This is a genomic window from Komagataeibacter europaeus LMG 18890, from assembly GCF_000285295.1.
Lineage (GTDB): Bacteria > Pseudomonadota > Alphaproteobacteria > Acetobacterales > Acetobacteraceae > Komagataeibacter > Komagataeibacter europaeus.
In genome coordinates this window covers 1-22,321 of sequence record NZ_CADP01000003.1, presented here as the reverse complement: position 1 = coordinate 22,321, position 22,321 = coordinate 1, and the positions used below count along the sequence as shown (strand labels likewise).

The 22,321-nt window shown below is 63.2% G+C and carries 21 protein-coding genes and 1 pseudogene; 15 read left to right on the top strand and 7 right to left on the bottom strand.

Going from position 1 to position 22,321, the window contains the following annotated elements; all coding sequences use genetic code 11:
- From parC to rpsB, 4 genes are all read right to left on the bottom strand, one after another.
- On the bottom strand, positions 1-2,217 hold the full coding sequence (gene parC, locus GEU01_RS02695) for a DNA topoisomerase IV subunit A (protein WP_010507830.1): 2,217 nt from the start codon (positions 2,215-2,217) through the stop codon (positions 1-3).
- 61 nt (positions 2,218-2,278) lie between these two features.
- A complete protein-coding gene (gene recO, locus GEU01_RS02690; protein ID WP_019084841.1) occupies positions 2,279-3,070 on the bottom strand; it encodes a DNA repair protein RecO in 792 nt (263 codons plus the stop codon).
- Positions 3,071-3,119: 49 nt separating this feature from the next.
- Positions 3,120-4,025, bottom strand: coding sequence for a translation elongation factor Ts (gene tsf / locus GEU01_RS02685; RefSeq protein ID WP_010507827.1), 906 nt, complete (start codon positions 4,023-4,025; stop codon positions 3,120-3,122).
- A 107-nt stretch (positions 4,026-4,132) separates the two neighbouring features.
- Positions 4,133-4,918, bottom strand: a complete 786-nt coding sequence (gene rpsB / locus GEU01_RS02680; RefSeq protein WP_019084840.1) for a 30S ribosomal protein S2 — start codon at positions 4,916-4,918, stop codon at positions 4,133-4,135.
- 274 nt (positions 4,919-5,192) lie between these two features.
- Between rpsB and GEU01_RS02675 the strand changes: the two genes are divergently transcribed.
- Positions 5,193-5,624: an OsmC family protein gene (locus tag GEU01_RS02675; RefSeq protein WP_019084839.1), complete on the top strand. Its 432-nt coding sequence runs from the start codon at positions 5,193-5,195 to the stop codon at positions 5,622-5,624.
- Positions 5,625-5,669: 45 nt separating this feature from the next.
- Here GEU01_RS02675 and aroC read toward each other — a convergent pair whose 3' ends face one another.
- Together aroC and fabI are read right to left on the bottom strand one after the other, a co-directional pair.
- Positions 5,670-6,761, bottom strand: coding sequence for a chorismate synthase (gene aroC / locus GEU01_RS02670; RefSeq protein ID WP_019084838.1), 1,092 nt, complete (start codon positions 6,759-6,761; stop codon positions 5,670-5,672).
- A 9-nt stretch (positions 6,762-6,770) separates the two neighbouring features.
- On the bottom strand, positions 6,771-7,610 hold the full coding sequence (gene fabI, locus GEU01_RS02665; RefSeq protein ID WP_019084837.1) for an enoyl-ACP reductase FabI: 840 nt from the start codon (positions 7,608-7,610) through the stop codon (positions 6,771-6,773).
- A gap of 210 nt (positions 7,611-7,820) precedes the next feature.
- Here fabI and pdxH point away from each other — a divergent pair, with 210 nt between their 5' ends.
- The 12 genes from pdxH to GEU01_RS02605 all read left to right on the top strand — a co-directional run bounded on the left by pdxH (position 7,821) and on the right by GEU01_RS02605 (position 19,512).
- Entirely contained in the window at positions 7,821-8,426 is a 606-nt protein-coding gene (pdxH, locus tag GEU01_RS02660; RefSeq protein WP_019084836.1) for a pyridoxamine 5'-phosphate oxidase, read from the top strand.
- A 130-nt stretch (positions 8,427-8,556) separates the two neighbouring features.
- Complete coding sequence (locus GEU01_RS02655) at positions 8,557-9,402, top strand: universal stress protein (RefSeq protein ID WP_019084835.1); 846 nt, start codon at positions 8,557-8,559, stop codon at positions 9,400-9,402.
- Between the two features lie 168 nt (positions 9,403-9,570).
- On the top strand, positions 9,571-10,263 hold the full coding sequence (locus tag GEU01_RS02650; RefSeq protein ID WP_026018442.1) for a phosphoadenylyl-sulfate reductase: 693 nt from the start codon (positions 9,571-9,573) through the stop codon (positions 10,261-10,263).
- A gap of 79 nt (positions 10,264-10,342) precedes the next feature.
- Complete coding sequence (cysD, locus tag GEU01_RS02645) at positions 10,343-11,137, top strand: sulfate adenylyltransferase subunit CysD (RefSeq protein ID WP_019084833.1); 795 nt, start codon at positions 10,343-10,345, stop codon at positions 11,135-11,137.
- Positions 11,138-11,162: 25 nt separating this feature from the next.
- A complete protein-coding gene (cysC, locus tag GEU01_RS02640) occupies positions 11,163-13,049 on the top strand; it encodes an adenylyl-sulfate kinase (protein ID WP_019084832.1) in 1,887 nt (628 codons plus the stop codon).
- A 142-nt stretch (positions 13,050-13,191) separates the two neighbouring features.
- Positions 13,192-13,521, top strand: coding sequence for a DUF2849 domain-containing protein (locus GEU01_RS02635; RefSeq protein ID WP_019084831.1), 330 nt, complete (start codon positions 13,192-13,194; stop codon positions 13,519-13,521).
- Positions 13,511-15,199 (top strand): nitrite/sulfite reductase, encoded by a 1,689-nt coding sequence (locus GEU01_RS02630; RefSeq protein WP_019084830.1) that lies wholly within the window; start codon positions 13,511-13,513, stop codon positions 15,197-15,199. The genes GEU01_RS02635 and GEU01_RS02630 overlap by 11 nt, the downstream gene beginning before the upstream one ends.
- Positions 15,186-15,677 (top strand): DUF934 domain-containing protein, encoded by a 492-nt coding sequence (locus GEU01_RS02625; RefSeq protein ID WP_019084829.1) that lies wholly within the window; start codon positions 15,186-15,188, stop codon positions 15,675-15,677. Before GEU01_RS02630 ends, GEU01_RS02625 begins: the two co-directional genes overlap by 14 nt.
- A 101-nt stretch (positions 15,678-15,778) precedes the next feature.
- Complete coding sequence (locus GEU01_RS02620) at positions 15,779-17,080, top strand: 3-deoxy-D-manno-octulosonic acid transferase (RefSeq protein ID WP_019084828.1); 1,302 nt, start codon at positions 15,779-15,781, stop codon at positions 17,078-17,080.
- Positions 17,080-18,069 (top strand): tetraacyldisaccharide 4'-kinase, encoded by a 990-nt coding sequence (lpxK, locus tag GEU01_RS02615; protein WP_019084827.1) that lies wholly within the window; start codon positions 17,080-17,082, stop codon positions 18,067-18,069. Before GEU01_RS02620 ends, lpxK begins: the two co-directional genes overlap by 1 nt.
- Positions 18,066-19,001, top strand: a complete 936-nt coding sequence (locus tag GEU01_RS02610; protein ID WP_019084826.1) for a lysophospholipid acyltransferase family protein — start codon at positions 18,066-18,068, stop codon at positions 18,999-19,001. The genes lpxK and GEU01_RS02610 overlap by 4 nt, the downstream gene beginning before the upstream one ends.
- 160 nt (positions 19,002-19,161) lie before the next feature.
- On the top strand, positions 19,162-19,512 hold the full coding sequence (locus GEU01_RS02605) for a hypothetical protein (RefSeq protein ID WP_019084825.1): 351 nt from the start codon (positions 19,162-19,164) through the stop codon (positions 19,510-19,512).
- A gap of 29 nt (positions 19,513-19,541) precedes the next feature.
- On the opposite strand, the gene GEU01_RS02600 is transcribed toward GEU01_RS02605, so the two are convergent.
- The gene (locus tag GEU01_RS02600) at positions 19,542-20,879 is read right to left on the bottom strand and encodes a penicillin-binding protein activator (RefSeq protein ID WP_026018441.1); all 1,338 of its coding nucleotides are present in this window, start codon (positions 20,877-20,879) and stop codon (positions 19,542-19,544) included.
- Between GEU01_RS02600 and rsmI the strand changes: the two genes are divergently transcribed.
- Positions 20,864-21,853, top strand: coding sequence for a 16S rRNA (cytidine(1402)-2'-O)-methyltransferase (rsmI, locus tag GEU01_RS02595; RefSeq protein WP_198284435.1), 990 nt, complete (start codon positions 20,864-20,866; stop codon positions 21,851-21,853). The genes GEU01_RS02600 and rsmI overlap by 16 nt on opposite strands.
- Before the next feature lie 113 nt (positions 21,854-21,966).
- Positions 21,967-22,321 (top strand): annotated as a pseudogene (locus GEU01_RS02590) (IS5 family transposase); the annotation flags it as partial.

Genomic DNA, 22,321 nt, shown 5'->3' with positions numbered 1-22,321 from the left:
TCACGCGCGCGGCTTGCGCGTGGCCCAGGCGGGGGCCGTCCTGCCCATGTCTGACCGCTTGCCCAGGTAATCCTTCAGATCCGCAAAGGAACGCGTACGGGCGGGATCAGGCCATGCCACGCCGGCATCCGCCGCGAACACGACGGCGTCACGCAGGCCGCCATCCTTGTATTTCTGCAGGATTACGCCAAGGCCACGCGTCATTTCCGGCAACTGGTCCAGCGGGAAGACCAGCATGCGGCGATTCTGCCCAATTACCAGTACATGGTCGCCAATGGCGGGCACGCAGACCTGCGCGCTTTCCCTGTCCTTCAGGTTCAGCACCTGCTTGCCGGTGCGCTTTTCCGCCGTCATGGCCGATTCCGCCACGATCATGCCGCGCCCGGTGCTGGAGGCCAGCAGGCGCTTGCGCGTATCCTCGACCGGGAACATCGTGATGATGTCCTCGTCATTGGACAGGTCGATAATCAACCGTAATGGCTGGCCATCACCACGTCCGCGCGGCAAGTCCCCCACCCGCAGCGTAAAGGCGCGCCCGTCGGTCGCGAAAACGCACAGCCGGTCGTTGCTGTAACATTCGACCGACAGGCCCAGCGCATCGCCTTCCTTGAATTTCAGTGCTTCGGGATCCTGCCCGTGGCCGCGGACGGTACGGATCCACCCCTTCTGTGACAGGATGACCGTCAGCGGGTCACGTTCGACCGGCAGGGCGGCTTCCACGTCAATTTCGACCGGCGCATCCGCCAGCAGGCTGCGCCGCTTGCCCAGGGGGCCGCCGCCAAAGGTTTTCTGGATGTCTTTGATTTCGGCTGCGATGCGCTTCCACCGCAGCCCTTCGTGTTCCAGCAGGTCGTGAAGGGACTGTTTTTCCGCGCTCAGCTTCGCATGCTCGTCGCGGATTTCCATTTCCTCCAGCCGCCGCAGGCTGCGCAGGCGCATGTTCAGCACCGATTCCGCCTGCAGTTCCGTAAGGTCGAAGGTCGCGATCAGGGCGGCCTTCGCATCATCCTCCTCACGGACAATGCGGATCACCTCATCAAGGTTGAGATAGACCGCAAGGAACCCGTCAAGGATTTCCAGACGCCGGTTGACCGCCGCCAGCCGGTTGGCGCTACGGCGCTGCAATACGTCATGACGATGGTCAAGCCACGCCTGCAGCACGTCCTTCAGGCTGCGCACGCCGGGTACCTGATCCGCCCCCAGCACGTTCATGTTCAGGCCGAAGCGGCTTTCCAGTTGCGTTGCGCGGAACAGGGTTTCCATCAGCACCGCAGGTTCGATCCCGCGTGACTTGGGTTCCAGCACCAGCCGGATGTCGGTCGTGCTTTCATCGCGGATATCAGCCAGAAGGGGCAGCTTCTTCTGTTCCATAAGGTCCGCGACCTGTTCGATCAGGCGCGATTTCTGCACCTGATACGGAATTTCGGTCACCACGATCTGCCATGTGCCGAAACGCCCCTGCTCCACTTCCCATTTCGAGCGGATACGAAAGGAACCACGCCCTGTCTCGTAAGCACGGGCAATGGCGTCGGCATCTTCAACAATACTGCCGCCGGTCGGAAAATCCGGGCCGGGCATGTGTTTCAGCAGTTCGACCGTGGTCATGGCGGGCTTGCGGATCAGGGCAAGGGCGGCAGCACATATCTCGCCCACGTTATGCGGCGGGATGGAGGTCGCCATGCCCACCGCGATCCCCGCCGCCCCGTTGGCCAGCAGGTTGGGGAACGCCGCGGGCAGGACAACGGGTTCCTGTTCCTCGCCATCATAGGTGGGGCGGAAGTCAACGCAGTCCTCGCCAATTCCTTCCAGCAGGGCCTTGGCCACTTCGGTCAGGCGGGATTCGGTGTACCGCATGGCGGCGGCGTTATCACCGTCGATCGAGCCGAAATTGCCCTGCCCTTCCACCAGCGGATAGCGGACGGCAAAATCCTGCGCCAGGCGGACCAGCGCCTCATAGACCGAGGCATCGCCATGCGGATGGTATTTACCGATCACGTCGCCCACCACGCGGGCGCATTTCTTGAACCCGGCGGACGGGTCCAGCTTGAGCTGCTGCATCGCATAGATCATGCGACGATGCACCGGCTTCAGCCCGTCACGCACATCGGGCAGCGAGCGCGACATGATCGTTGACATGGCATAGGCCAGGTACCGTTCGCTCAGCGCATCGGCCAGCTTGGTATCTTCAATATGACCGGCTGTTGTATCCACAGGCATGCAAGCTTCCTCCCGCAGGTGAACAGATAGCGAAACTTTACGCTTTGTCCAATGGTAGTAATCAGTCGGTGGCGCCAGCGGCCCCTTCGGCCGACGCATCAGGCGGGGGAATGTCCGCTTCGCGCGCGATCATGTCCAGAAGCCTGCACCGGGCCTCGGGCACCGGACGGCGCCGCTGGCCAAAGGCGTCGCGTTGCAGGAAATGCCCCGTCAGGCGCAGCCCGTCATACCAGTCCACCGGGGTGCCGACCTGATCAGGGTGCAGCACGAAACCGGGCAGCGGCAGCAGGCGGCTGCGCCATTCGCCCGCGCGTTCGTCCGATACCGCCCGCCCGGTGCGCGGCGATACCCACCGCAGGTCGTCTGAACCGCCACCGAGGGCACAGTGCGTCAGGTCCAGCCCGAAGCCGAGTTCGGACAGCAAAAGCAGTTCCCACCGCACGATTTCAGGCATGGCCTCGGCCGCCGCCCATTGCGGGTCAAGGCTGATCCGCGCCAGCAGGCTGGCAAGTCCCTGAAATATGGCAGGATGGGGTTCGCGTTCCGGCAGGCAGCCATCAGCCAGCGCGCATAGTGACGCCAGCATGGCCAGCGGCAGCGGCGCGTCCAGTATGCGCGCTGCGGAGGCATGGACCGTTTCCGCCGTGATGTTGCCCAGCTGTTCAGGCAGGCGGGCGGTCCAGCGCGCGCGGACAAGGTTGCCGGTCTGCCAGACCGCCCGGCCCCGGCTGGATGAACCCCCACGGGCCAGGCCGTGATACAGCCCGTATTCGCCCGTCAGGACATGCGCGATCGCGCTGCCTTCCCCATACGGAACAGCGGAAAGCACAAGGGCGGGTGCCTCCCATTCCATCAGGAAGCACCCGCCCTTGCGAAAAGAAAACCGGAAACCGGCAACGTGATCAGTTGCCGGCAGCCTTTGCCACTTCGGCGGCAAAGTCGTTTTCTTCCTTCTCGATGCCTTCACCCAGCTGGAAGCGGTCGAAACCGGTCAGCTTGGCGCCTGCCTTTTCCACGATCTTGCGCACGCGGCTTTCGCCATCATGCACCCAGATCTGTTCCAGCAGCACGACTTCTTCATAGAACTTGCGGATACGGCCATCGACCATCTTTTCAATGATCGCGTCGGGCTTGCCCGAAGCCTTGGCCTGCTCCACCAGCACCGCGCGCTCACGCTCAAGCGCCTGCGGGTCAACGCTGTCCACGTCCAGGGCTGCCGGACGGGTTGCGGCGACATGCATGCCGATGCGACGACCAAGGTCTTCCATCGCTTCGCTGGCGGTCGGCGCTTCAACAGCCGCCAGCACGCCGATCTTGCCCAGGCCGGGGCTGACGGCGGAATGCACGTAGGTCGCGACCACGCCCGACGGCACGCTCAGCACGCGCGCGCGGCGGATGGACATGTTCTCGCCAATGGTGGCGATCAGGTGCGTCAGTTCATCAGCGACGGTGCGGCCGCTTTTCAGGACGGCAGCCTTCAGCTTTTCCAGATCATCGCCAACGCTCAGCGCCGCGTGGGCCACTTCGGAGACGAAGTTCTGGAAATGCTCGTTGCGGGCAACGAAGTCGGTCTCGGCATTGACTTCGACCATGGCGGCCTTGAGATCGGCCTGCGCCACGCCAACCAGACCTTCGGCCGTAACGCGACCGGACTTCTTGGCGGCGGCCGACAGGCCCTTCTTGCGCAGCCAGTCGATCGCGCCCTCGATGTCGCCTTCGGCTTCGTTAAGGGCCTTCTTGCAATCCATCATGCCCGCGCCGGTCTTCTCACGAAGTTCCTTGACGAGGGCTGCGGTAATCTGCGCCATTATCCTGATACTCCTCACGACAGGCGCACGCCCCGCATCGCTGCAGGGCGTGTCCTTGCTGTGTCAGTTACGCCGGGGGCGTGTACGGCCCCTGCCAGCGTTCATTTTCATTCCGCGCTTGCGGCGGCTTCCGTCACGGCCGTTTCCACGGCGGGATCGACCGGCAGTTCCTCGGACGCACCGAAGTCTTCGCCCGACGCACCCAGCTCGGCGGAGATGCCATCGAGGACGGCGGACGAAACCAGTTCGCAATACAGGGCAATGGCACGGATGGCGTCATCGTTGCCCGGAATCGGGTAGGTCACGCCACGCGGGTCGGAATTGCTGTCCAGCACGGCCACAACCGGGATACCCAGCTTGTTGGCTTCTTCAACCGCCAGCTTTTCCTTGTTCGTGTCGATCACGAACAGGATGTCCGGCAGGCCGCCCATTTCCTTGATGCCGCCGAGCGAACGCTCCAGCTTCTCACGGTCGCGGGTGATGTCCAGGACTTCCTTCTTGGTCAGGCCCTGGGTGCCGTTTTCCAGCATTTCGTCAATGCCGCGCAGGCGCTTGATCGAACCGGTGATGGTCTTCCAGTTCGTCAGCATGCCGCCCAGCCAGCGGTGGTTGACGTAATACTGACCGCAACGCTTGGCCGCTTCGGCCACCTGGTCAGCTGCCGCGCGCTTGGTGCCGACGAACAGCACGCGGCCACCACTGGCCACGGTGTCACGGATCGCCTTGAGCGCACGGTCCAGCATGGGAACGGTCTGCTGCAGGTCAATGATGTGGACCTGGTTGCGCACACCGAACAGGTACGGCGCCATGCGCGGGTTCCAGCGGCGGGTGTGGTGACCGAAATGCACGCCGGCTTCAAGCAGCTGGCGCATTGTGAATTCAGGCATCGCCATGTCGGCTAAATCCTTGTGTCTGGTTTATCCTCCGTGAAGCACGCCCTGTTTTTCAAGGACACCAGAGGTATTGGCTTCACGTGCGAATTGGCCCCAACGTGGGACCGTGGCGGGATATGGCTGTTTTTGGCGCATATTGCAAGGGCGCTGATGCCCCGGGACGCATCGTGATGCAACTTTTCGCAAGCGGGATGGTTGCCCCGTGCAAGGGATGCCTGTCATCCGGACGGGCGTCACGCCCGTATTGCAACATGAAACAGGGGATCAAAGCGTAATGGCGATCACGAAATTTGCGACGGCACACTGGTCAGGCGGACTGAAGGACGGCAAGGGAGAAATCTCGACCCAGAGCGGTTCGCTCAAGAACCAGCCCTATGGTTTCAATACCCGTTTCGAGGACAAGCCCGGCACCAACCCCGAGGAACTGCTGGGCGCAGCCCACGCCGCATGCTTCGCCATGGCGCTGTCGGGTATCCTTGGCGGCGCGGGACTTACGCCAAAAACACTGGACGCGAAATCCGAAATCGTACTGGACAAACAGGGGGAAGGCTTTGCCATCACCCATGCGAAACTGACGCTGGAAGCCGAAATTCCCGGCGCCACCGAAGCACAGTTCAAGGAACTGGCGGAAAAGGCGAAAGCAGGCTGCCCCGTCTCGAAACTGTTTGACGCGACAATCACGCTGGACGCGAAGCTGAAAGGCTGATCCAGCAGGCGGCGCGGAACGAACCGGGGTTCCGCGCCAGATTTTTTACAGGATAACCGGATCCTGATTGCCCACCTGCCCCCGGTGGCGCAGCAGGTGATCGGCCAGAACGCAGGCCATCATCGCTTCACCCACCGGCACGGCACGAATGCCGACACAGGGGTCATGCCGCCCCCTGGTCATGACATCCACGTTCTCGCCCTCACGCGTGACGGAGGGCACGGGCGTGAGGATCGAACTGGTCGGCTTGACTGCGAAGCGCGCCACGACCGGCTGACCGGTGGAAATGCCCCCCAGCACGCCACCGGCATGGTTGGACGCGAACCGGACCTGGCCATTTTCCATGCGCATCGGGTCCGCGTTTTCTTCCCCCGTCAGGCAGGCGGAAGCAAACCCTTCCCCGATCTCGACACCCTTGACGGCGTTGATGCTCATCAATGCCATGGCGAGGTCGGAATCCAGCTTGCCATAGATCGGCGCGCCCAGTCCGGACGGTATGCCCTGGGCCACGACCTCGATCACCGCACCGATGGATGATCCCTTCTTGCGGATATCAGACAGGTATTCTTCCCACACCGGCAGGATCGTCGCATCCGGGCAGAACAGCGGATTGTCATTCACAATTTCCCAGTCCATCCGCGCACGGTCGACCGCATGTGGCCCGACCTGCACCAGCGCGCCACGGATGCTGACCATATCCCCCAGCACCTTGCGCGCCACGGCCCCCGCCGCGACCCGCATGGCCGTTTCCCGGGCCGAGGAACGGCCGCCACCCCGATAGTCACGGATGCCGTATTTCATGTCATAGGCGACATCGGCATGACCGGGACGGTAACGGGTTGCGATATCGCCATAATCACGTGAACGCTGGTCGGTATTGCGGATGACCAGCGAGATCGGGGTGCCGGTTGTCCTGCCCTCGAACACGCCGGACAGGATCTCGACCTGATCGGCTTCCTGCCGCTGGGTGGTGAATTTCGACTGACCGGGCCTGCGGCGGTCCAGCCAGGGCTGGATATCCGCCACATCCAGCGGGACACGCGGCGGGCAGCCGTCAATCACGCAGCCGATGGCCGGGCCATGGCTTTCACCCCATGTGGTGACACGGAACAGGTGGCCGAAGGTATTGTACGACATGGGGTGCGATCAGTTGCCCGCGACCGTGATGTCCGGCGCGGTGGGGTTTTTCATGCCGACAATATGGTAGCCGGAATCAACATGGTGGATTTCACCCGTAACGCCACCCGACAGGTCGGACAGCATGTACAGGCCCGCACCCCCCACTTCTTCCAGCGACACATTGCGTTCCAGCGGGGAGTTGTACTGGTTCCACTTGAGGATATAGCGGAAATCGCCAATGCCATTGGCAGCCAGCGTCATGACCGGTCCCGCGGAAATGCCATTGACGCGGATGCCATCACCACCAAGGTCAACCGCCATGTAGCGTACCGATGCCTCCAGCGCCGCCTTGGCCACACCCATCACATTGTAATGCGGCATGACACGCTCGGCCCCCAGATAGGTCAGCGTCAGCAACGACCCGCCGGGGTTCATGATTGCAGCCGCGCGCCGGGCGACAGCAGTGAAGGAATAGCACGAAATGTCCATCGCCTTGAGGAAGGCGTCACGGGGGGTGTCGACATACCGCCCGCGCAGGAACTGCTTGTCCGCCCAGCCGATGGCATGGACAAGAAAGTCGATCTTGCCCCATTCCTTCTCGATCGCGGCAAATGTCTCGTCCATGGCGGCGTCATCGGTCACGTCGCACGGCAGCACCAGCGTCGATCCAACGGTTTCAGCCAGCGGACGCACGCGCTTGCCCAGCGCCTCGCCCTGATAGGTAAAGGCAAGTTCGCCCCCCTGCTCGGCCACGGCGCGCGCGATGCCCCATGCGATGGAGCGGTCATTCGCAACACCCATGACAAGGCCCCGCTTGCCTTTCATCAATGAACCCTTGATGGCGATTTTGGGCGCGCCGTCTGACATGCTGGTATCCTTAATGGTAAATGACGGATGAAATTTCGGCCTCGTGGTTGCACAAGCTGCCGTTTTGGACAAGATGCCGATTGCGCTAATTGTAGCCAATAATTGTCACATGGTAACTTACCTTATGTTTCCATATGTTTCGTATCCCTGCGCCGCCCACATCCGGCACAGGCGGGTACAAGGCATTCAGCGTTACGGAACCCCGACCCCATGACCCTTCCCCTGATCGACCTTGCCGCTGACCCGTTCGACCTGTTTGACGCGTGGATGCGTGACGCGACAGCGCACGAACCCAACGACCCGAACGCCATGGCGCTGGCTACGGCCACGGCTGACGGACGGCCTTCGGTGCGGATGATCCTGCTCAAGGGCGCGGACCGGCGGGGATTTGTGTTCTACACCAACCTCAACAGCCGCAAGGCGGCCGAACTGAAGGCCAACCCGCACGCCGCCCTGCTGTTCCACTGGAAAAGCATCCGCCGCCAGATCCGTATCGAGGGCGCGGTGGAACCCGTGACCGCGGCCGAGGCCGACGCCTATTTCGCCAGCCGCAGCCGGGTGTCGCGTCTGGGCGCGATTGCGTCCAACCAGTCCCATCCCCTGCCCGACCGCGCCGTGTTCGAGAATGCGGTGGCAGACCTTGAAGCCCGCTACCCTGATCCCGACGCCGTCATTCCCCGCCCCGCCAACTGGAGCGGCTTTCGCGTCGTGCCGCAGCATTTCGAATTCTGGCAGGACCGTCCCTATCGCCTGCATGACCGCGCCGTATGGGACCGGACAGCCGATGGCTGGACGACGGAACGCCTTTATCCCTGAACTTAACGCCCCCTGATCCGTTTTCATTCATCAAGGGGCGTGTCGCACCCGCCAGACGGACCGCACGCCCCATGAACGGATCAGGAGGCGGCGCATGTGCATACGCAGGATACTGTTGCCACTGGCGGGGATGAGCCACGCGGAAAGCGCGCTGGACGTGGGTGGCGCGATTGCCCGCATGTTTGATGCCCATCTGGCCGTACTGCATGTGGGCACCGACATGCAGGAAGTCGGCCCATTGGTGGGCGAAGGCCTGTCGGGCGCGATGGTGCAGGACATGATCGCGTCCGCGCTGAAGGAGAGTGCCGCGCGCCTCAACGGCGTGCGTGGCCTGTTTGACGCATTCGTCACCCGCGAACAGATCCCGGTCGTGGCGGTGGACTCCCCCCTTTCGCCAGTGGGCATGTCCGGCCTGTCCGCAAGTTTCATCGCCCATAGCGGCCATACCCGCAGTGTCGTGTCCTTTCAGGCGCGCCTGTCCGATATCGTGGTCCTGCGCCAGCCCAATCCGGAGGGGGATGTCTCCTCATCCGACACGCTGCACGCCATCCTGTTCGAAAGCGGGCGCGGGGTGATCATCGTGCCGCCCGTGGCGCCACCGACCATCGGCAGGCGCATCTGCATCGGCTGGAATGGCACGTCGGAAGCCGCATCCGCCATCCATCACGCCCTGCCGCTGCTCAAACGGGCGGAAGCGGTGCATATCCTGCACAGCCCCGCCTATCAGCGCCCCGGTCCCGAAGCACGGCATGTACGGTCATTTCTGTCATTGCATGGCATCATGGCCAATATTCACGAATTCGGTAGTGATTCCCGCCCGGTGGGTGAAGACATGCTGGACATGGCCCATACGCTGGGTGCGGACATGATGGTCATGGGGGCGTATTCCCATTCCCGCCTGCGTCAGATGATTCTGGGTGGCGTCACCCGCCATATGCTGGAAAACAGCGATATTATCGTTATCATGAGCCGCTGAGGAACGGATCGGCCACCATATCCCGCAACATTTGTATCCCCGTCGTGAAATATGCGTATTATTATGTGTAAATGCCGGACCATGCCTTGATTTTACAAACCGCGGGGATTAGGTGTGGCGGGGAAAAGAACGCCATAGCCTAGTGTAAAATCCGATCTGGGGGAGATTATGCGCATTAATGCGGACATTATGGCAGAACTGAAGCAGGCGGGGGAAAATGCCTCCGACGTGCTTCGTGTTGCCCTGACGCGGCTGCGCGGACGTATTGCGCTTGTTTCATCCTTCGGGGCCGAATCAGCCGTCATGCTGGCGCTGGCGGCCGAAATCGATCCCGCCGTGCCGGTCCTGTTCCTTGAAACGGGCCAGCATTTTCCCGAAACGCTGGCTTACCGGCAGGAACTGGCCCGCGTGCTGGGCCTGCGCGACGTGCGTGACCTGCACCCCGCCCCCCGACAGATCGAACGCCGCGACCCCGAAGGCCAGCTATGGGCCTTCGACCCTGATGCCTGCTGTGCATTGCGCAAGGTCGAACCGCTGGGTGAGGCCATGATCCCCTTTGATGCGTGGATCACGGGCCGCAAGCGCACCCAGGCCGCGACCCGGCAGGGCCTGCCGGTGGTGGAGGACGCGCCCGGCGGCAAGATCAAGATCAACCCGCTGATCAGCTGGACCCCGCGCGAACTTGATGCCGAAATGGCGCGCCGCAACCTGCCGCGCCATCCGCTGACGCTGCGGGGCTATCCCTCGATCGGATGCGCGCCATGCACACGGCCCGTGGCCGAAGGCGAGGACCCGCGTCAGGGCCGTTGGGCCGGGCAGAACAAGACGGAATGTGGTATCCATGTCCGCAAGGCATCCTGAAACGGACGCCACCGCACCGGCCGGGCTGAGGCCGCCAGTTTTCCCTGTTTCTTTCCTGTTACGGAAGGTCTGTAATTCCATGGACGATCTCGACCAACTAGAGGCCCAGAGCATCTTCATCCTGCGCGAAGCCTACCGGAAGCTGAAGCCGCTGGCGATGCTGTGGTCGCTGGGCAAGGATTCCAACGTCATGCTGTGGCTGGCGCGCAAGGCATTCCTTGGCAACGTGCCGTTCCCGGTCATGCATGTCGATACCGGCAAGAAATTCCCGGAAATGTATAAGTTCCGCGATGAATATACCAAGAAGTGGAACCTGGAACTGCTGCTGGGCGACTGCCCGCCGGTGGAAGACATCGACCCCACCCTGCCACCCGCCGCACGTTCTGCTGCGCGCAAGACCGCGGGCCTTGCCGCGATGATCGACAAGTACAAGCTGGCGGGCGTGATCGCGGGCATCCGCCGTGATGAACAGGCCACCCGTGCCAAGGAACGTGTGTTCAGCCCCCGTGGCGCAGGCCACAAGTGGGACGTGCGCAACCAGCCGCCCGAATTCTGGGACCAGTACGCCACCCCGCACGAACCCGGCATGCATGTGCGCGTCCACCCCCTGCTGTCATGGCGTGAAATTGACATCTGGCGTTATATCGAGCGCGAGGACATCCCGCTGGTTGACCTGTATTTCGCAAAGGACGGCAAGCGCTACCGCTCGCTGGGGGACCAGGATATCACCAGCCCGGTGGAAAGCAACGCGACCACCGTGGCCGAAGTGATTGCGGAACTGGAAACGTCGCGCACATCCGAACGCGCGGGACGTGCCATGGATCATGAGTCCGAGGACGCGTTCGAACGCCTGCGCGTGGCCGGCTACCTCTGATCGGACAGGACGGAGTTATATTACAATGAGTACAATCCCGACCCCTGCCCCGCAGGAAGCCGCCACCCCCATCGTGATCGTGGGCCATGTCGACCATGGCAAGTCCACGCTGATCGGTCGCCTGCTGTATGATACCGACAGCCTGCCCGACGGGCGTGTCGCGCAGATCATTGAATCCAGCAAGAAGCGCGGGCTTACGGTTGAATGGAGCTTCCTGCTCGACAGCCTGCAGATCGAACGTGACCAGGGCGTGACCGTTGATTCCACCCGCATTCCCTTCCGGCTGGGCACGCGCCAGTTCGTGATCGTGGATGCGCCGGGCCACCGTCAGTTCCTGCGCAACATGATCACCGGTGCGGCCGATGCCGAAGCCGCAGTCCTGGTGGTTGACGCGAATGAAGGTGCTCAGGAACAGACCCGCCGCCACGCCATGCTGCTGCGCCTGATCGGCATCCGTCATGTCATCGTGCTGATGAACAAGGTTGATATCTTCAACTACGACCAGAAGAAGATCGAAGCCGCCGAGCGCGACATCACCGCGCTCCTGCACCAGCTTGAAATCGAACCGACGGTGTTTGTCCCCGCCTCCGCGCGTGAAGGCGACAACATGGCGTCGCGTTCCGACAAGATGCCGTGGTACAAGGGCCCGACCCTGACCGAGGCGCTGGCCGCCGTTCCCGCCCCGTCATCGCGCGCCGACCTGCCGCTGCGCCTGCCGGTGCAGGATGTCTACCGTTTCGACACCAAGCGTATTGTCGTGGGCCGTATCGAACGCGGCCGCATCCGCGTGGGCGATGAGGTGGTGATTGGCGTGCATGGCGCGCGCGCGCGCATCGCCACTATCGAAAGCTGGCACACAGCCCCGCAGGTGGCCGCCATTGCTGGCCAGTCCGTGGCCGTGACGCTGGAACCCGATGTCATTCCCGACCGGGGCGACTTCCTGTATCCCGCATCCGCCGCCCCCCTGCGTGCGGCGCGCATCCGCACGCGCCTGTTCTGGCTGCGTCAGGAACCGCTGCGCGTGGGCGAAAGCTTCAAGCTGCGTCTTGCCACGGCGGAACACCAGGTTACGGTGGCGGCAATTGATTCCGTGCTGCGCCTGGAAGACCTGACCGAACACCCTGCCGAGGAAGTGCCGCCCGAAGGCTTTGCCGAAATCACGCTGGCGGTTTCCGAAACCATGCTGTTCGACGCATTCGTGCCGGGCACATCGGACGGACGTGGCGTGCTGGTGGACCGTAACCAGCAGATCGTCGGCGGCGCGCCGCTGATCGGTATTGCCGAAAGTGTCGCGGGCCGCAATGCCATCCACCCGACCGACAGCGCCGTGTCGCTGTGGGACCGCGCGCAGGCAAAGGGCCACCGTGGTGGCGTGTTCTGGATGACCGGCCTGCCGGGCGCGGGCAAGAGCACGCTGGCGCGCGGGGCGGAAACGCGCCTGTTCGCACGCGGGGTCGATGTTTCGGTTCTGGATGGTGACACGCTGCGCGCGGGCCTGTGTTCGGACCTTGGCTTTTCCGAAGCGGACCGTCGTGAAAACGTGCGCCGCGCCGCCGCCGTGGCCCGCATCCTTGCGGAAAGCGGTCAGGTGGTGATCGTTGCCCTGATCTCCCCCACCATTGCGGACCGCGAACTGGCACGCCAGATCGTGGGTGAGGGTTTTCATGAAATCTTCATCGACACGCCGCAGGCCACGTGTGAAGAGCGCGACCCCAAGGGGCTGTATGCGGCCGCCCGCGCGGGCAAGATCGAAGGCTTCACCGGCATCGATGCGCCGTATGAAGCACCCGTGAAGCCCGCCCTGCAGCTGGAAACGGCCAATGCGTCAAGCGATGAGACGGCAGCACGCCTCGCCGCCTTCATTGATGAGGAAACCCGCCTTGACGGGGTGGTCCAGCGCCAGAAGTCCTGATGCCAGCGGGGTCGGGCAGGACCTGTCCGGCCCCATGCAGGACCGGGTTTTAGATTACAGGCGCCAGTTTACATGTCTGGCGCCTTTTTGTACCAGTCACGGCAGATAGATCGCCTGTTGCCTGGAAAGGATCGGTTCACAAGTGGATGTCAGGAACAACCGCCGGGATACGACCGGTGCCAGCGTCATTACCGCCAACCGCCTGCTTGATGGCCGCATCGTCTGGCTGACACAGCAGGGATGGTCGGAACATATCGGGCATGCCCGTGTTTTTGACAATGCGGATATCGAAGACGCGATAGCGCAGGCCAAGGCCACGCCGGATGCACGCAGGCTGGTGGGTATCTATGGCGTGCAGCTTGACCCGTCGGCTGCGGGCCTGTCCCCGCTTACGGTACGTGAGCGCATCCGTGCGTTCGGGCCGAGTGTCCATCCTGATTTTGCCCCTGTGGAGACATCCAATGTCCACTGACACCGCACCCCTGCCGGTTGGCCGGTATGCCTATGACCAGGTGGACCGTACTTTCCTGTCCCAGCGCGTGGCGCAGTTCCGCGAACAGGTGAACCGCCGTGTCAAGGGCGACCTGAGCGAGGATGAGTTCAAGCCGCTGCGCCTGATGAACGGCCTGTACCTGCAGCTTCATGCCTACATGCTGCGCGTTGCGGTACCCTATGGCATGATGGGGTCGGACCAGATGCGCATGCTGGCCCATATCGCGCGCACATATGACCGCGATTACGGGCATTTCACCACGCGCCAGAACATGCAGTTCAACTGGATCCGGCTGGAGGATACACCCGATATTCTCCAGCATCTGGCGGACGTGGACATGCACGCCATCCAGACCAGCGGCAACTGCATCCGCAACGTGACGTGTGACGAGTTCGCGGGCGCTGCCGCCGATGAACTGCTGGACCCGCGCATCCATGCCGAGATCCTGCGCCAGTGGTCCACGCTGCATCCGGAATTCTCGTTCCTGCCGCGCAAGTTCAAGATCGCGATCAGCGGCAGCCCGCATGACCGCGTCGCGGCCCGCTTCCACGACATCGGGCTGGTCGCCCGCCCCGGTGCGCAGGGTCGGCCGGTGTTTGACGTGTTCGTGGGTGGCGGGCTTGGCCGCACGCCGATCATTGGCGTGCAGCTGCGCGACAACCTGCCTGAAGAGGACCTTGTTGCCTACCTTGAGGCCATCGTGCGCGTGTACAACGCCTATGGCCGCCGCGACAACATGTACAAGGCCCGGATCAAGATCCTTGTCCAGGCGCTTGGTGTCGAGGCGTTCCGTGAAAAGGTCGATGCGGAATTCGCGCTGATGGACCGGGCGGATTACCGTCTGGATCCCGCCATTGTTGATGGCATCCGCGCGCGTTTCGGCATTCCCGAACTGGTGGCCCCGGCGGATGCGGCGCAGAAACTTGCCGCCGACCGCAAGGCCGACCCTGCCTTTGACCGCTGGGTGCGCACCAATACCCATCCGCATCGTAATGACGGTTTCATAAGCGCCGTCATTTCCATCAAGCCCGATGGCGGCATCCCTGGTGATGTCACGGCGGACCAGATGGACCTGATCGCCGAACTGGCCGATGGCTGGTCGTTTGGTGAAATCCGCGTCACCCACATGCAGAACGTGGTGCTGGGCCATGTGCGCAAGGACCGTCTGCGCGAACTGTGGGGCAAGCTGGTCGCGGCCGGTCTGGGCACGCCCAATATCGGGCTGGTGGGCGATATCATCGCCTGCCCCGGTCTGGATTACTGCTCACTGGCCAATGCGCGTTCCATTCCGATCGCGCAGAAGCTCAGCGCCCGCTTTGCCGATCCGGAACTGCAGGAACGCATCGGCCGGCTGCATATCAACATATCGGGCTGCATCAATGCCTGCGGGCACCACCATGCAGGTCATATCGGCATCCTTGGGGTGGACAAGCGCGGCGAGGAATTCTTCCAGCTGACCCTTGGTGGTTCGGCGGCCAATGACGTGGCCATTGGCCAGATCATCGGCCCGGCGCTGCCAGAGGACGAGACGGTCGATGCCATTGCCCGACTGATTGATACCTATCTGGTGCTGCGTCAGGGTGACGAGCAGTTTATCGATACCTACCGGCGTCTTGGCGCCGCCAGCTTCAAGGACGCTGTCTATGCCCCTGCTTGAGAATGGCCACATCAAGGATGACACCTGGGTCACGGTAACCGAAGACGCGCCCCTTCCGGCGACTGGCGCGGTGATCGTGCCCTTCGCACGGCTGGAAGAAGGCCTGGCACGCGGGGCGGATGCGCCGCTGGGCGTCACCATCGGGCCGGATGTGGATGTGTCCCTGCTACGCCCTGCCCTGCCGCGCCTTGGCCTGGTGGCGGTCACGTTCACGACCTTCCGTGACGGGCGTGCCTTCACGCAGGCCCGCGCACTGCGTGAACACCTGTCATTTACGGGGGAAATCCGGGCGACCGGCAAGCCACTGCCGGACCAGTACGAATTCATGCTGCGCTGTGGCGTCACCACCGTTCAGACCGAGCGCGCGGAAGACATAAGCGTATGGCAGCAGGCGCACGAAATCATTTCCGTCGCCTATCAGCCCTCCGTCCTGCATGAACGCAGGCAGGGGCTGGGGCTGCGCCGCTTCCTGTCCTGATGACATGATGGGAAAGGAAGGCCCTGCATCCTTTTCCCATCTGACAGGGCGTGTTACCGCAGGGACATGCGCAACCACCGTGCTTTTGGACTGATACGGACATGACGCGCCCGGACATGACGGGCGCGCGCCTGTGTGGTGCTGTCCTTGGTGCAGGATGGTGGGGTGTCGCCAGCCTGCTGGCCCCCGTCCTGCGCCATAACCTGTCGCGTCGCCTGAAACGGGGCAAGGAAACACCGGCCAGCCTGCCCCAGCGCCGTGGCATTGCCAGCATGGGGCGCCCCCACGGCCCGCTTGTCTGGCTGCATGCCGCAAGCGTTGGCGAAAGCATTTCGGTGCTGCCGGTTATCAGCCAGCTTCTGGCCATCAGCCCGTCCCATCATATCCTGGTCACGACTGGCACCATGACGGGGGCCGAGATCCTGCATGCACGCCTGCCGGGCATAGATGGACATGAACGGGTCCTGCATCAGTTCGCGCCGCTGGATGTGCCACGCTGGGTTGCGCGATTTGCCGATTTCTGGCGTCCCGATGCGGCGGCACTGGTGGAAAGTGAACTCTGGCCCAACCTGATCGCAACATGCAGGCGGCGGCGCATCCCGCTGGCGCTGCTCAACGGACGCCTGTCGGACCGGTCACTGGCCCGGTGGGGCAAGGCGCGATGCCTGCTGGCGCGCATGCTGTCCACTTTCACATGGGTCATGGCCCGGACGCCGGAAGATGCCCGCCGCCTGCAACACGGTGGCGCGGAACGGATCGACATGATCGCAGACCTGAAAGATGCGGCAGCGCCCCTGCCGTGCAACCCGGCGGACCTTGCTGCAATCGGGCGCACGCTGGGCGGTCGTCCGGTCTGGGTGGCGGCTTCCACCCATCAGGGGGAGGAAACCGAAATCCTTGCCGCCAGCATCATCATCCGTCAGGCCGTGCCAGATGCGCTGACCATCATCATTCCCCGCCATCCCGAACATGGGGCGGATATCGGAGCACTGGCGGACCGACCGCTGCCCCGTCGCGCGGCGGGACAGTTTCCCACAGCGCGCGATGCCGTATGGATATGCGATACATTGGGGGAAACGGGGCTGTTCTATGCCCTCGGCGCACCGGTCCTTATGGGAAACAGCCTGCCCGGCTGCGCGGGTGGCGGCCATAATCCCGTTGAGCCGGCACGGGCGGGATGCCCGATTGCCACCGGCCCGAAAACCGGCAATTTCCGCCAGGCCTATGCCCGGATGGGGCAACGCATCCACTACGTGCATACTGCGCGGGACATTGCGCAATGGGTCATCACGCAACTGCGGCATCCTGACCGGGACGGCGTTTTGGCACCTGATCCTTCCCCGCCCGACCCTGATATTGCCCGGCAGGTCGCCCTTGCGATTCTGACGCTGGGACAACGGTGATGCAAGCCCCGGCCTTCTGGTGGAATGCGCCCGCCCATCCGGGATGGGCCGCCCGCCTGCTGTTCCCGTTGTCATGGCTGTATGCATCCGCAACCGCCCGGCGGGTCGTCAGGCACACCGGATGGCGGGCACCCGTGCCCGTGCTGTGCTGCGGGAATATCGGGGTGGGTGGTACGGGCAAGACCCCACTTGGCCTTGACCTTGCCCAACGCGCCATTGCCCGTGGGCGTCGCCCGGCCTTTCTGTCCCGTGGCTATGGTGGCCACCGGCCCATGGGCACGCGGGTTGACCCTGATCGCCATACAGCACGTGACACAGGGGATGAACCGTTACTGCTGGCCCGGGTCGCACCATGTTATATCGGCGCGGACCGCGCGGTTTCAGCACGGCAGGCCCTACGGGACGGGGCGGACTGCCTGCTGATGGATGACGGGTTCCAGAATTCCACGCTGCATCAGGATCTTGCGCTGGTGGTTGTGGATGGTGCGGTCGGATTCGGCAATGGACGGGTCCTGCCTGCGGGGCCGCTGCGCGAACCGGTCCACACTGGTCTGGCGCGTGCGGGGGGCATTGTCATGATTGGTACCGATCGGCAGGGCGTTCTGGCCGGCATGGAAAACTGGCCACCCTGCTTTACCGCCATGTTACAACAGGATGTTGGCAACGTGCCGCGTGACAGGCCCCTTATCGCCTTTGCCGGCATCGGACGGCCCGCGAAGTTCTTTGACGGGCTTGCCAGCATGGGGCTTTCCCCCCTGCGCTGCATGGCGTTTACCGACCATCATCCCTATACCCGGACGGAATGCCGCGACCTGCTGGCACTGGCCGCGCAATGGAATGCGTGCCTGGTAACAACGGAAAAGGACGCCGTACGCCTGCCCCCCGACATGCGGGCGCGGGTTACGACCGCCAGCGTGCATCTGGCATGGGACACGCCCGCCATGCCCGAACGCATACTTGACCTATGGCTGGGCAGGACAGACGCATGACAGTTGCCACCCCCACACGCTCCGCCACCCGGCAGATGCATCTGGAAGCCGCCTTCGTGTGCGGGTTGCTGGCGATATTCCGCCGGATTGGCCCGGTACGGGCCTCCAACCTGGGTGGCTTCCTGTGCCGGATGGTGGGGCCATGCCTGCCGGTGTCCCGCATTGCCGATGCCAACCTGCGCATGGCGATGCCCGAACTGGATGCCACCATGCGCCGCCGCGTGATACGGGACATGTGGGATAATATCGGTCGCAATGCTGGCGAATTCCCCCATCTTGCCACCCTGCCCCGCAATCCGGGCAGCGGTCCGGGCTGGGACGTGGTGGGGGAAGAATACCTGACCGCGCAGGCACGTCGCGGCGGCCCGACCATTTTCGTATCCGGGCATATCGGCAACTGGGAAATGCTGCCGCCCGCCGTGGCGCGGTATGGCATGCCGTTTTCATCCTTCTACCGCGCGCCGAACAACCCGCTGGTTGACCGGATCCTGTGCGACCTCCGGGATGCGGCCATGGGGCAACCTGTTCCCCTGTTCGCCAAGGGGGCGAAGGGCGCACGCAGCGCGCTGGGCCATATCCTGAAGGGGGGACATCTGGGCATGCTGGTGGACCAGAAAATGAATGATGGTGTCGCCGCCCGGTTTTTCGGACAGCCCGCCATGACGGCGGGGGCCATGGCGGCCATGGCGATCAAGCTGCGCTGTCCCGTCATTCCCGGCTATGTCGAGCGCCTGGGTCCGGCACGGTTGCGGATTCATGTCCATCCCCCGCTTGACCTGCCCGACAGCGGCAACCGGGCGCAGGACCAGATGGACCTGACCCAGATGGTCAATGACTGGATTGAAAGCATTATTCGCCATCATCCCGGCAGTTGGCTATGGCTTCACCGCCGCTGGAATGTGCATTTGCCTAAAAAAAAGCCTAAAAAATAATCATATTTGCAACATATTATTGCTTTTTTATCACAGGTTAAGGTTTCTGCCTGTTTCTTCGGCTTTCAGTCCCAAATTCAATTTGGCAAAGCTGCCATGCAGGAATAGCGTTGTTTCCACATTGTCACACCACGACAGTCAGAGGGCCAACGGAATGCACATGATGGATCAGCAGGCATATGCCACCAATGTTGTTTCCCTGCGGCAGGGCTTGCTGCCCCGTCACCGCGAATACCTGATGCGCTGGCTGCAGGCCGGTGCCTGCATGGGTCTGTGTGATGCGGACATCACCGACCGCGACGAAAATGATGAAATCGATCTGGAACACGTCCTGGTCTGGGTACGTGAGAACGCAAACCCCGCCTACATGGTTCGCCCCGAAGGCAAGGGAATGGGCTGGGTACTGATCGACCAGATTCACGAACGCCCGCTGGCAACCTATCGCAGCTTCGAAGCCGCACTGCATGCGATCCGTCCGGTGCTGTCCTGCGGGGCGACTGCCGCGGCCTGAACGGCCACGACAGCATTCCCCTTCGCGCCTTAATTGGCGCTGCGGCGCAGCTTGCCTGCGGGAGGGATGACGATCCTGCTGCCACCGGATGGCAGGATCTGGAACACTGCAAGATCACGCCGCGTCTTGCCATTTTCAAGAAAACCAAAAGCGCCATCCACCCCGCCAAAACCTTCCGGCCGGGTCAGCGCCTGCACGGAATAGCCATTGGCGCTGCCTGCGGGGCGCGTCTGGTCCAGGGCCTTGACCAGGGCCGCCGAATCATAGGTCAGGTCAGCCAGCGGCGTGGGCATGTGATGGTAGCGCGCCATGAACTGCTGCACGAAAGCCTGACGGCTGGCCGGATCGGGGGCTGCGTACCATGCGCCCTGCAATGCCGACAGCTTGGTGGCGAAAGCGCCCCACAGTCCCGGTCCCATGATCTGCACATGCGTGGGGTCCACATGCACCTCGGTCAGGGCGTTGATGACCATGCCCAGTTGCAGCCCCGTATCCCCCAGCAGCAGGGCGTCAAACGGTGGCGCCGGGAAATCCGGTGTGGCGGCAGGAGCCGCGGGCTGATCGGATGAGGCCGGGGGCGCGCCATCGGGGTTGGCGGGATCGACCGCCGCATCGACCTTCGGGGCTTCGGGCTGCGCATCCGGCTGGGGCTGAACCACGGCGGCGGCGCGGGTTTCATAGGCGGACAGGGTTTTCAGACCCGTTAAAACGGATGCCTGCAGGCTTTCATGATACATAATCTGCGGGGATTGCAGCCCGTTTTCCGCGCATACCTGCTGAAGCGCCTGCCCCAGCGCATGGCCCAGACGGTTTTCAGGCAGGAAGGCGGCAAAATGCTGCCGTCCCTGCTGGCGCGCGGCCAGCACCATACGGCGCACCTGCTGTTCGGGGGCGATGCCCAGCGTCCACACACCGGGCTGGGCCACGGACATGTCACTGGTAAAGGCCAGCATGGGCACATGCGCCGCCGTGGCAACGGGGGCGGCGGCAGCCGTATCATCCGTGGTCAGCGGCCCGAGGATCAGCCCGTCCCCTGCCGAGACCGCAGACTGTGCCGCCGTCGCGGCGGTGCTGCCGGGGGCTGCCGTGTCATGCACATCCAGCGGCGGGGCGGTCGGGGTATTCATGGCCATGCGGGTGGCGATCAGCATTTCCTGACCCAGACGGGCATTGGCGCCGGTCAGGGGCAGCAGGACACCGACGCCGCGCCCAGCCTTCGGGGCATGATGGTGGCTACCACCGCTGGCGCATGCCGTAAGGGCCGACAGTGCCAGCCCGGCAAACAATAAGCGCTTGCATGCAAAGCGCGAAGAGGCAGAATCAACATCCTGTCCTTGCATCTGGGTTCCGAATGTCTGACGCCTCATCTTCCTCGCCTTCAAAATCTCAACATGCCGCGGAACATCCGACGGACATTCCCCCAGAAACGGTTCATAGCGGAGAAACGCCCCCCCGTCATGCAGGGAACGCGGATGAATCCATTCCGGTTGTGCATCGGCCGGGAGAACTTGTCCTTGTTTCCACCCCCATTGGCAATCTGGGGGACATGAGCCACCGCGCGGTGGCGACGCTGGAATCCGTTGACCTGATTTTGTGCGAGGATACCCGTACCAGCGCGCGGCTATTGCGGGAATACGGTATTCATACCCGTACCCGTCCGCTGCATGACCATAACGAGGACCGGCAGATCCCCGCCCTGCTGGACGCACTGGGCGCGGGGCAGCGCATTGCGGTGATTTCGGACGCGGGCACGCCGCTCATGTCCGATCCCGGATACCGCCTGGTGCGTGCGGTCGTGGCGGCGGGCGGGCATGTCACGGCCGTACCCGGCCCCAATGCGGCGGTCATGGCGCTGACCCTGTCTGGCCTGCCCCCGCACCCGTTCATGTTTTCAGGCTTCCTGCCCCCGCGTGAGGCCGCGCGTCGCGAGGTGCTGGCGCAGTTGCACGCGGCGGAATGCGCGGGCCTGTCCGCCACATTGATCTGGCATGAAGCCCCGCACCGGCTGGCGGAAATGCTGGCGACCCTGGCTGATGTCATGGGAGGCGACCGCCCCGCCGCCGTCGCGCGCGAACTGACCAAGCGGTTTGAGGAAGTACGCCGTGGCACGGTGGCCGAACTGGCCGCCCACTACGCGGACAACCCGGCCCGTGGCGAAATTACCGTAGTGCTTGGTCCGCCCCTGCAGGGCGACAGCACGGCCAAGGATCTGGACACGCAATTGCGCGAGGCCCTGCGCACCCTGTCGGTCAAGGACGCGGCCGCCCTGGTAGCGGGCATTACCAGCCTGCCCCGGCGCACCGTCTATGCCCGTGCGCTGGAACTGGCGCGCGAAACATAAGAAAAAGTTTCTGGGTGCTGCCTTTTTTCAAAAAGGCAGCATTCTTCGAAGCTTTTTGGGGTCTGTTGGGAATTATACTTTTTCAAAGTCACCAAATGTGATTCAAAATCCGTATGGATCGCTTCGTACTGACAGACGCCCAATGGGCGCAAATGGAACCGCTGTGCCTTGGCAAGAAAACAGATCGCGGGCGCAGCGGGCAGGACAACCGTCTTTTCATTGAGGCGGTCCTCTGGATTGCCCGGACCGGCAGCCCATGGCGGGACCTTCCGACGTATTTCGGACATTGGAACTCTGTCTATTCCCGTTACAGCGACTGGATGAAAGCCGGTGTTTTCAAACGGCTTTTTGAAGCGGTCTCTGACGATGCCGACATGGAATATGCGATGATCGACGGCACGGTGGTCCGGGTTCACCGCCATGGCCAAGGCGCAAAAGGGGGACCCGAAGTCAGGCGATAGGACGCAG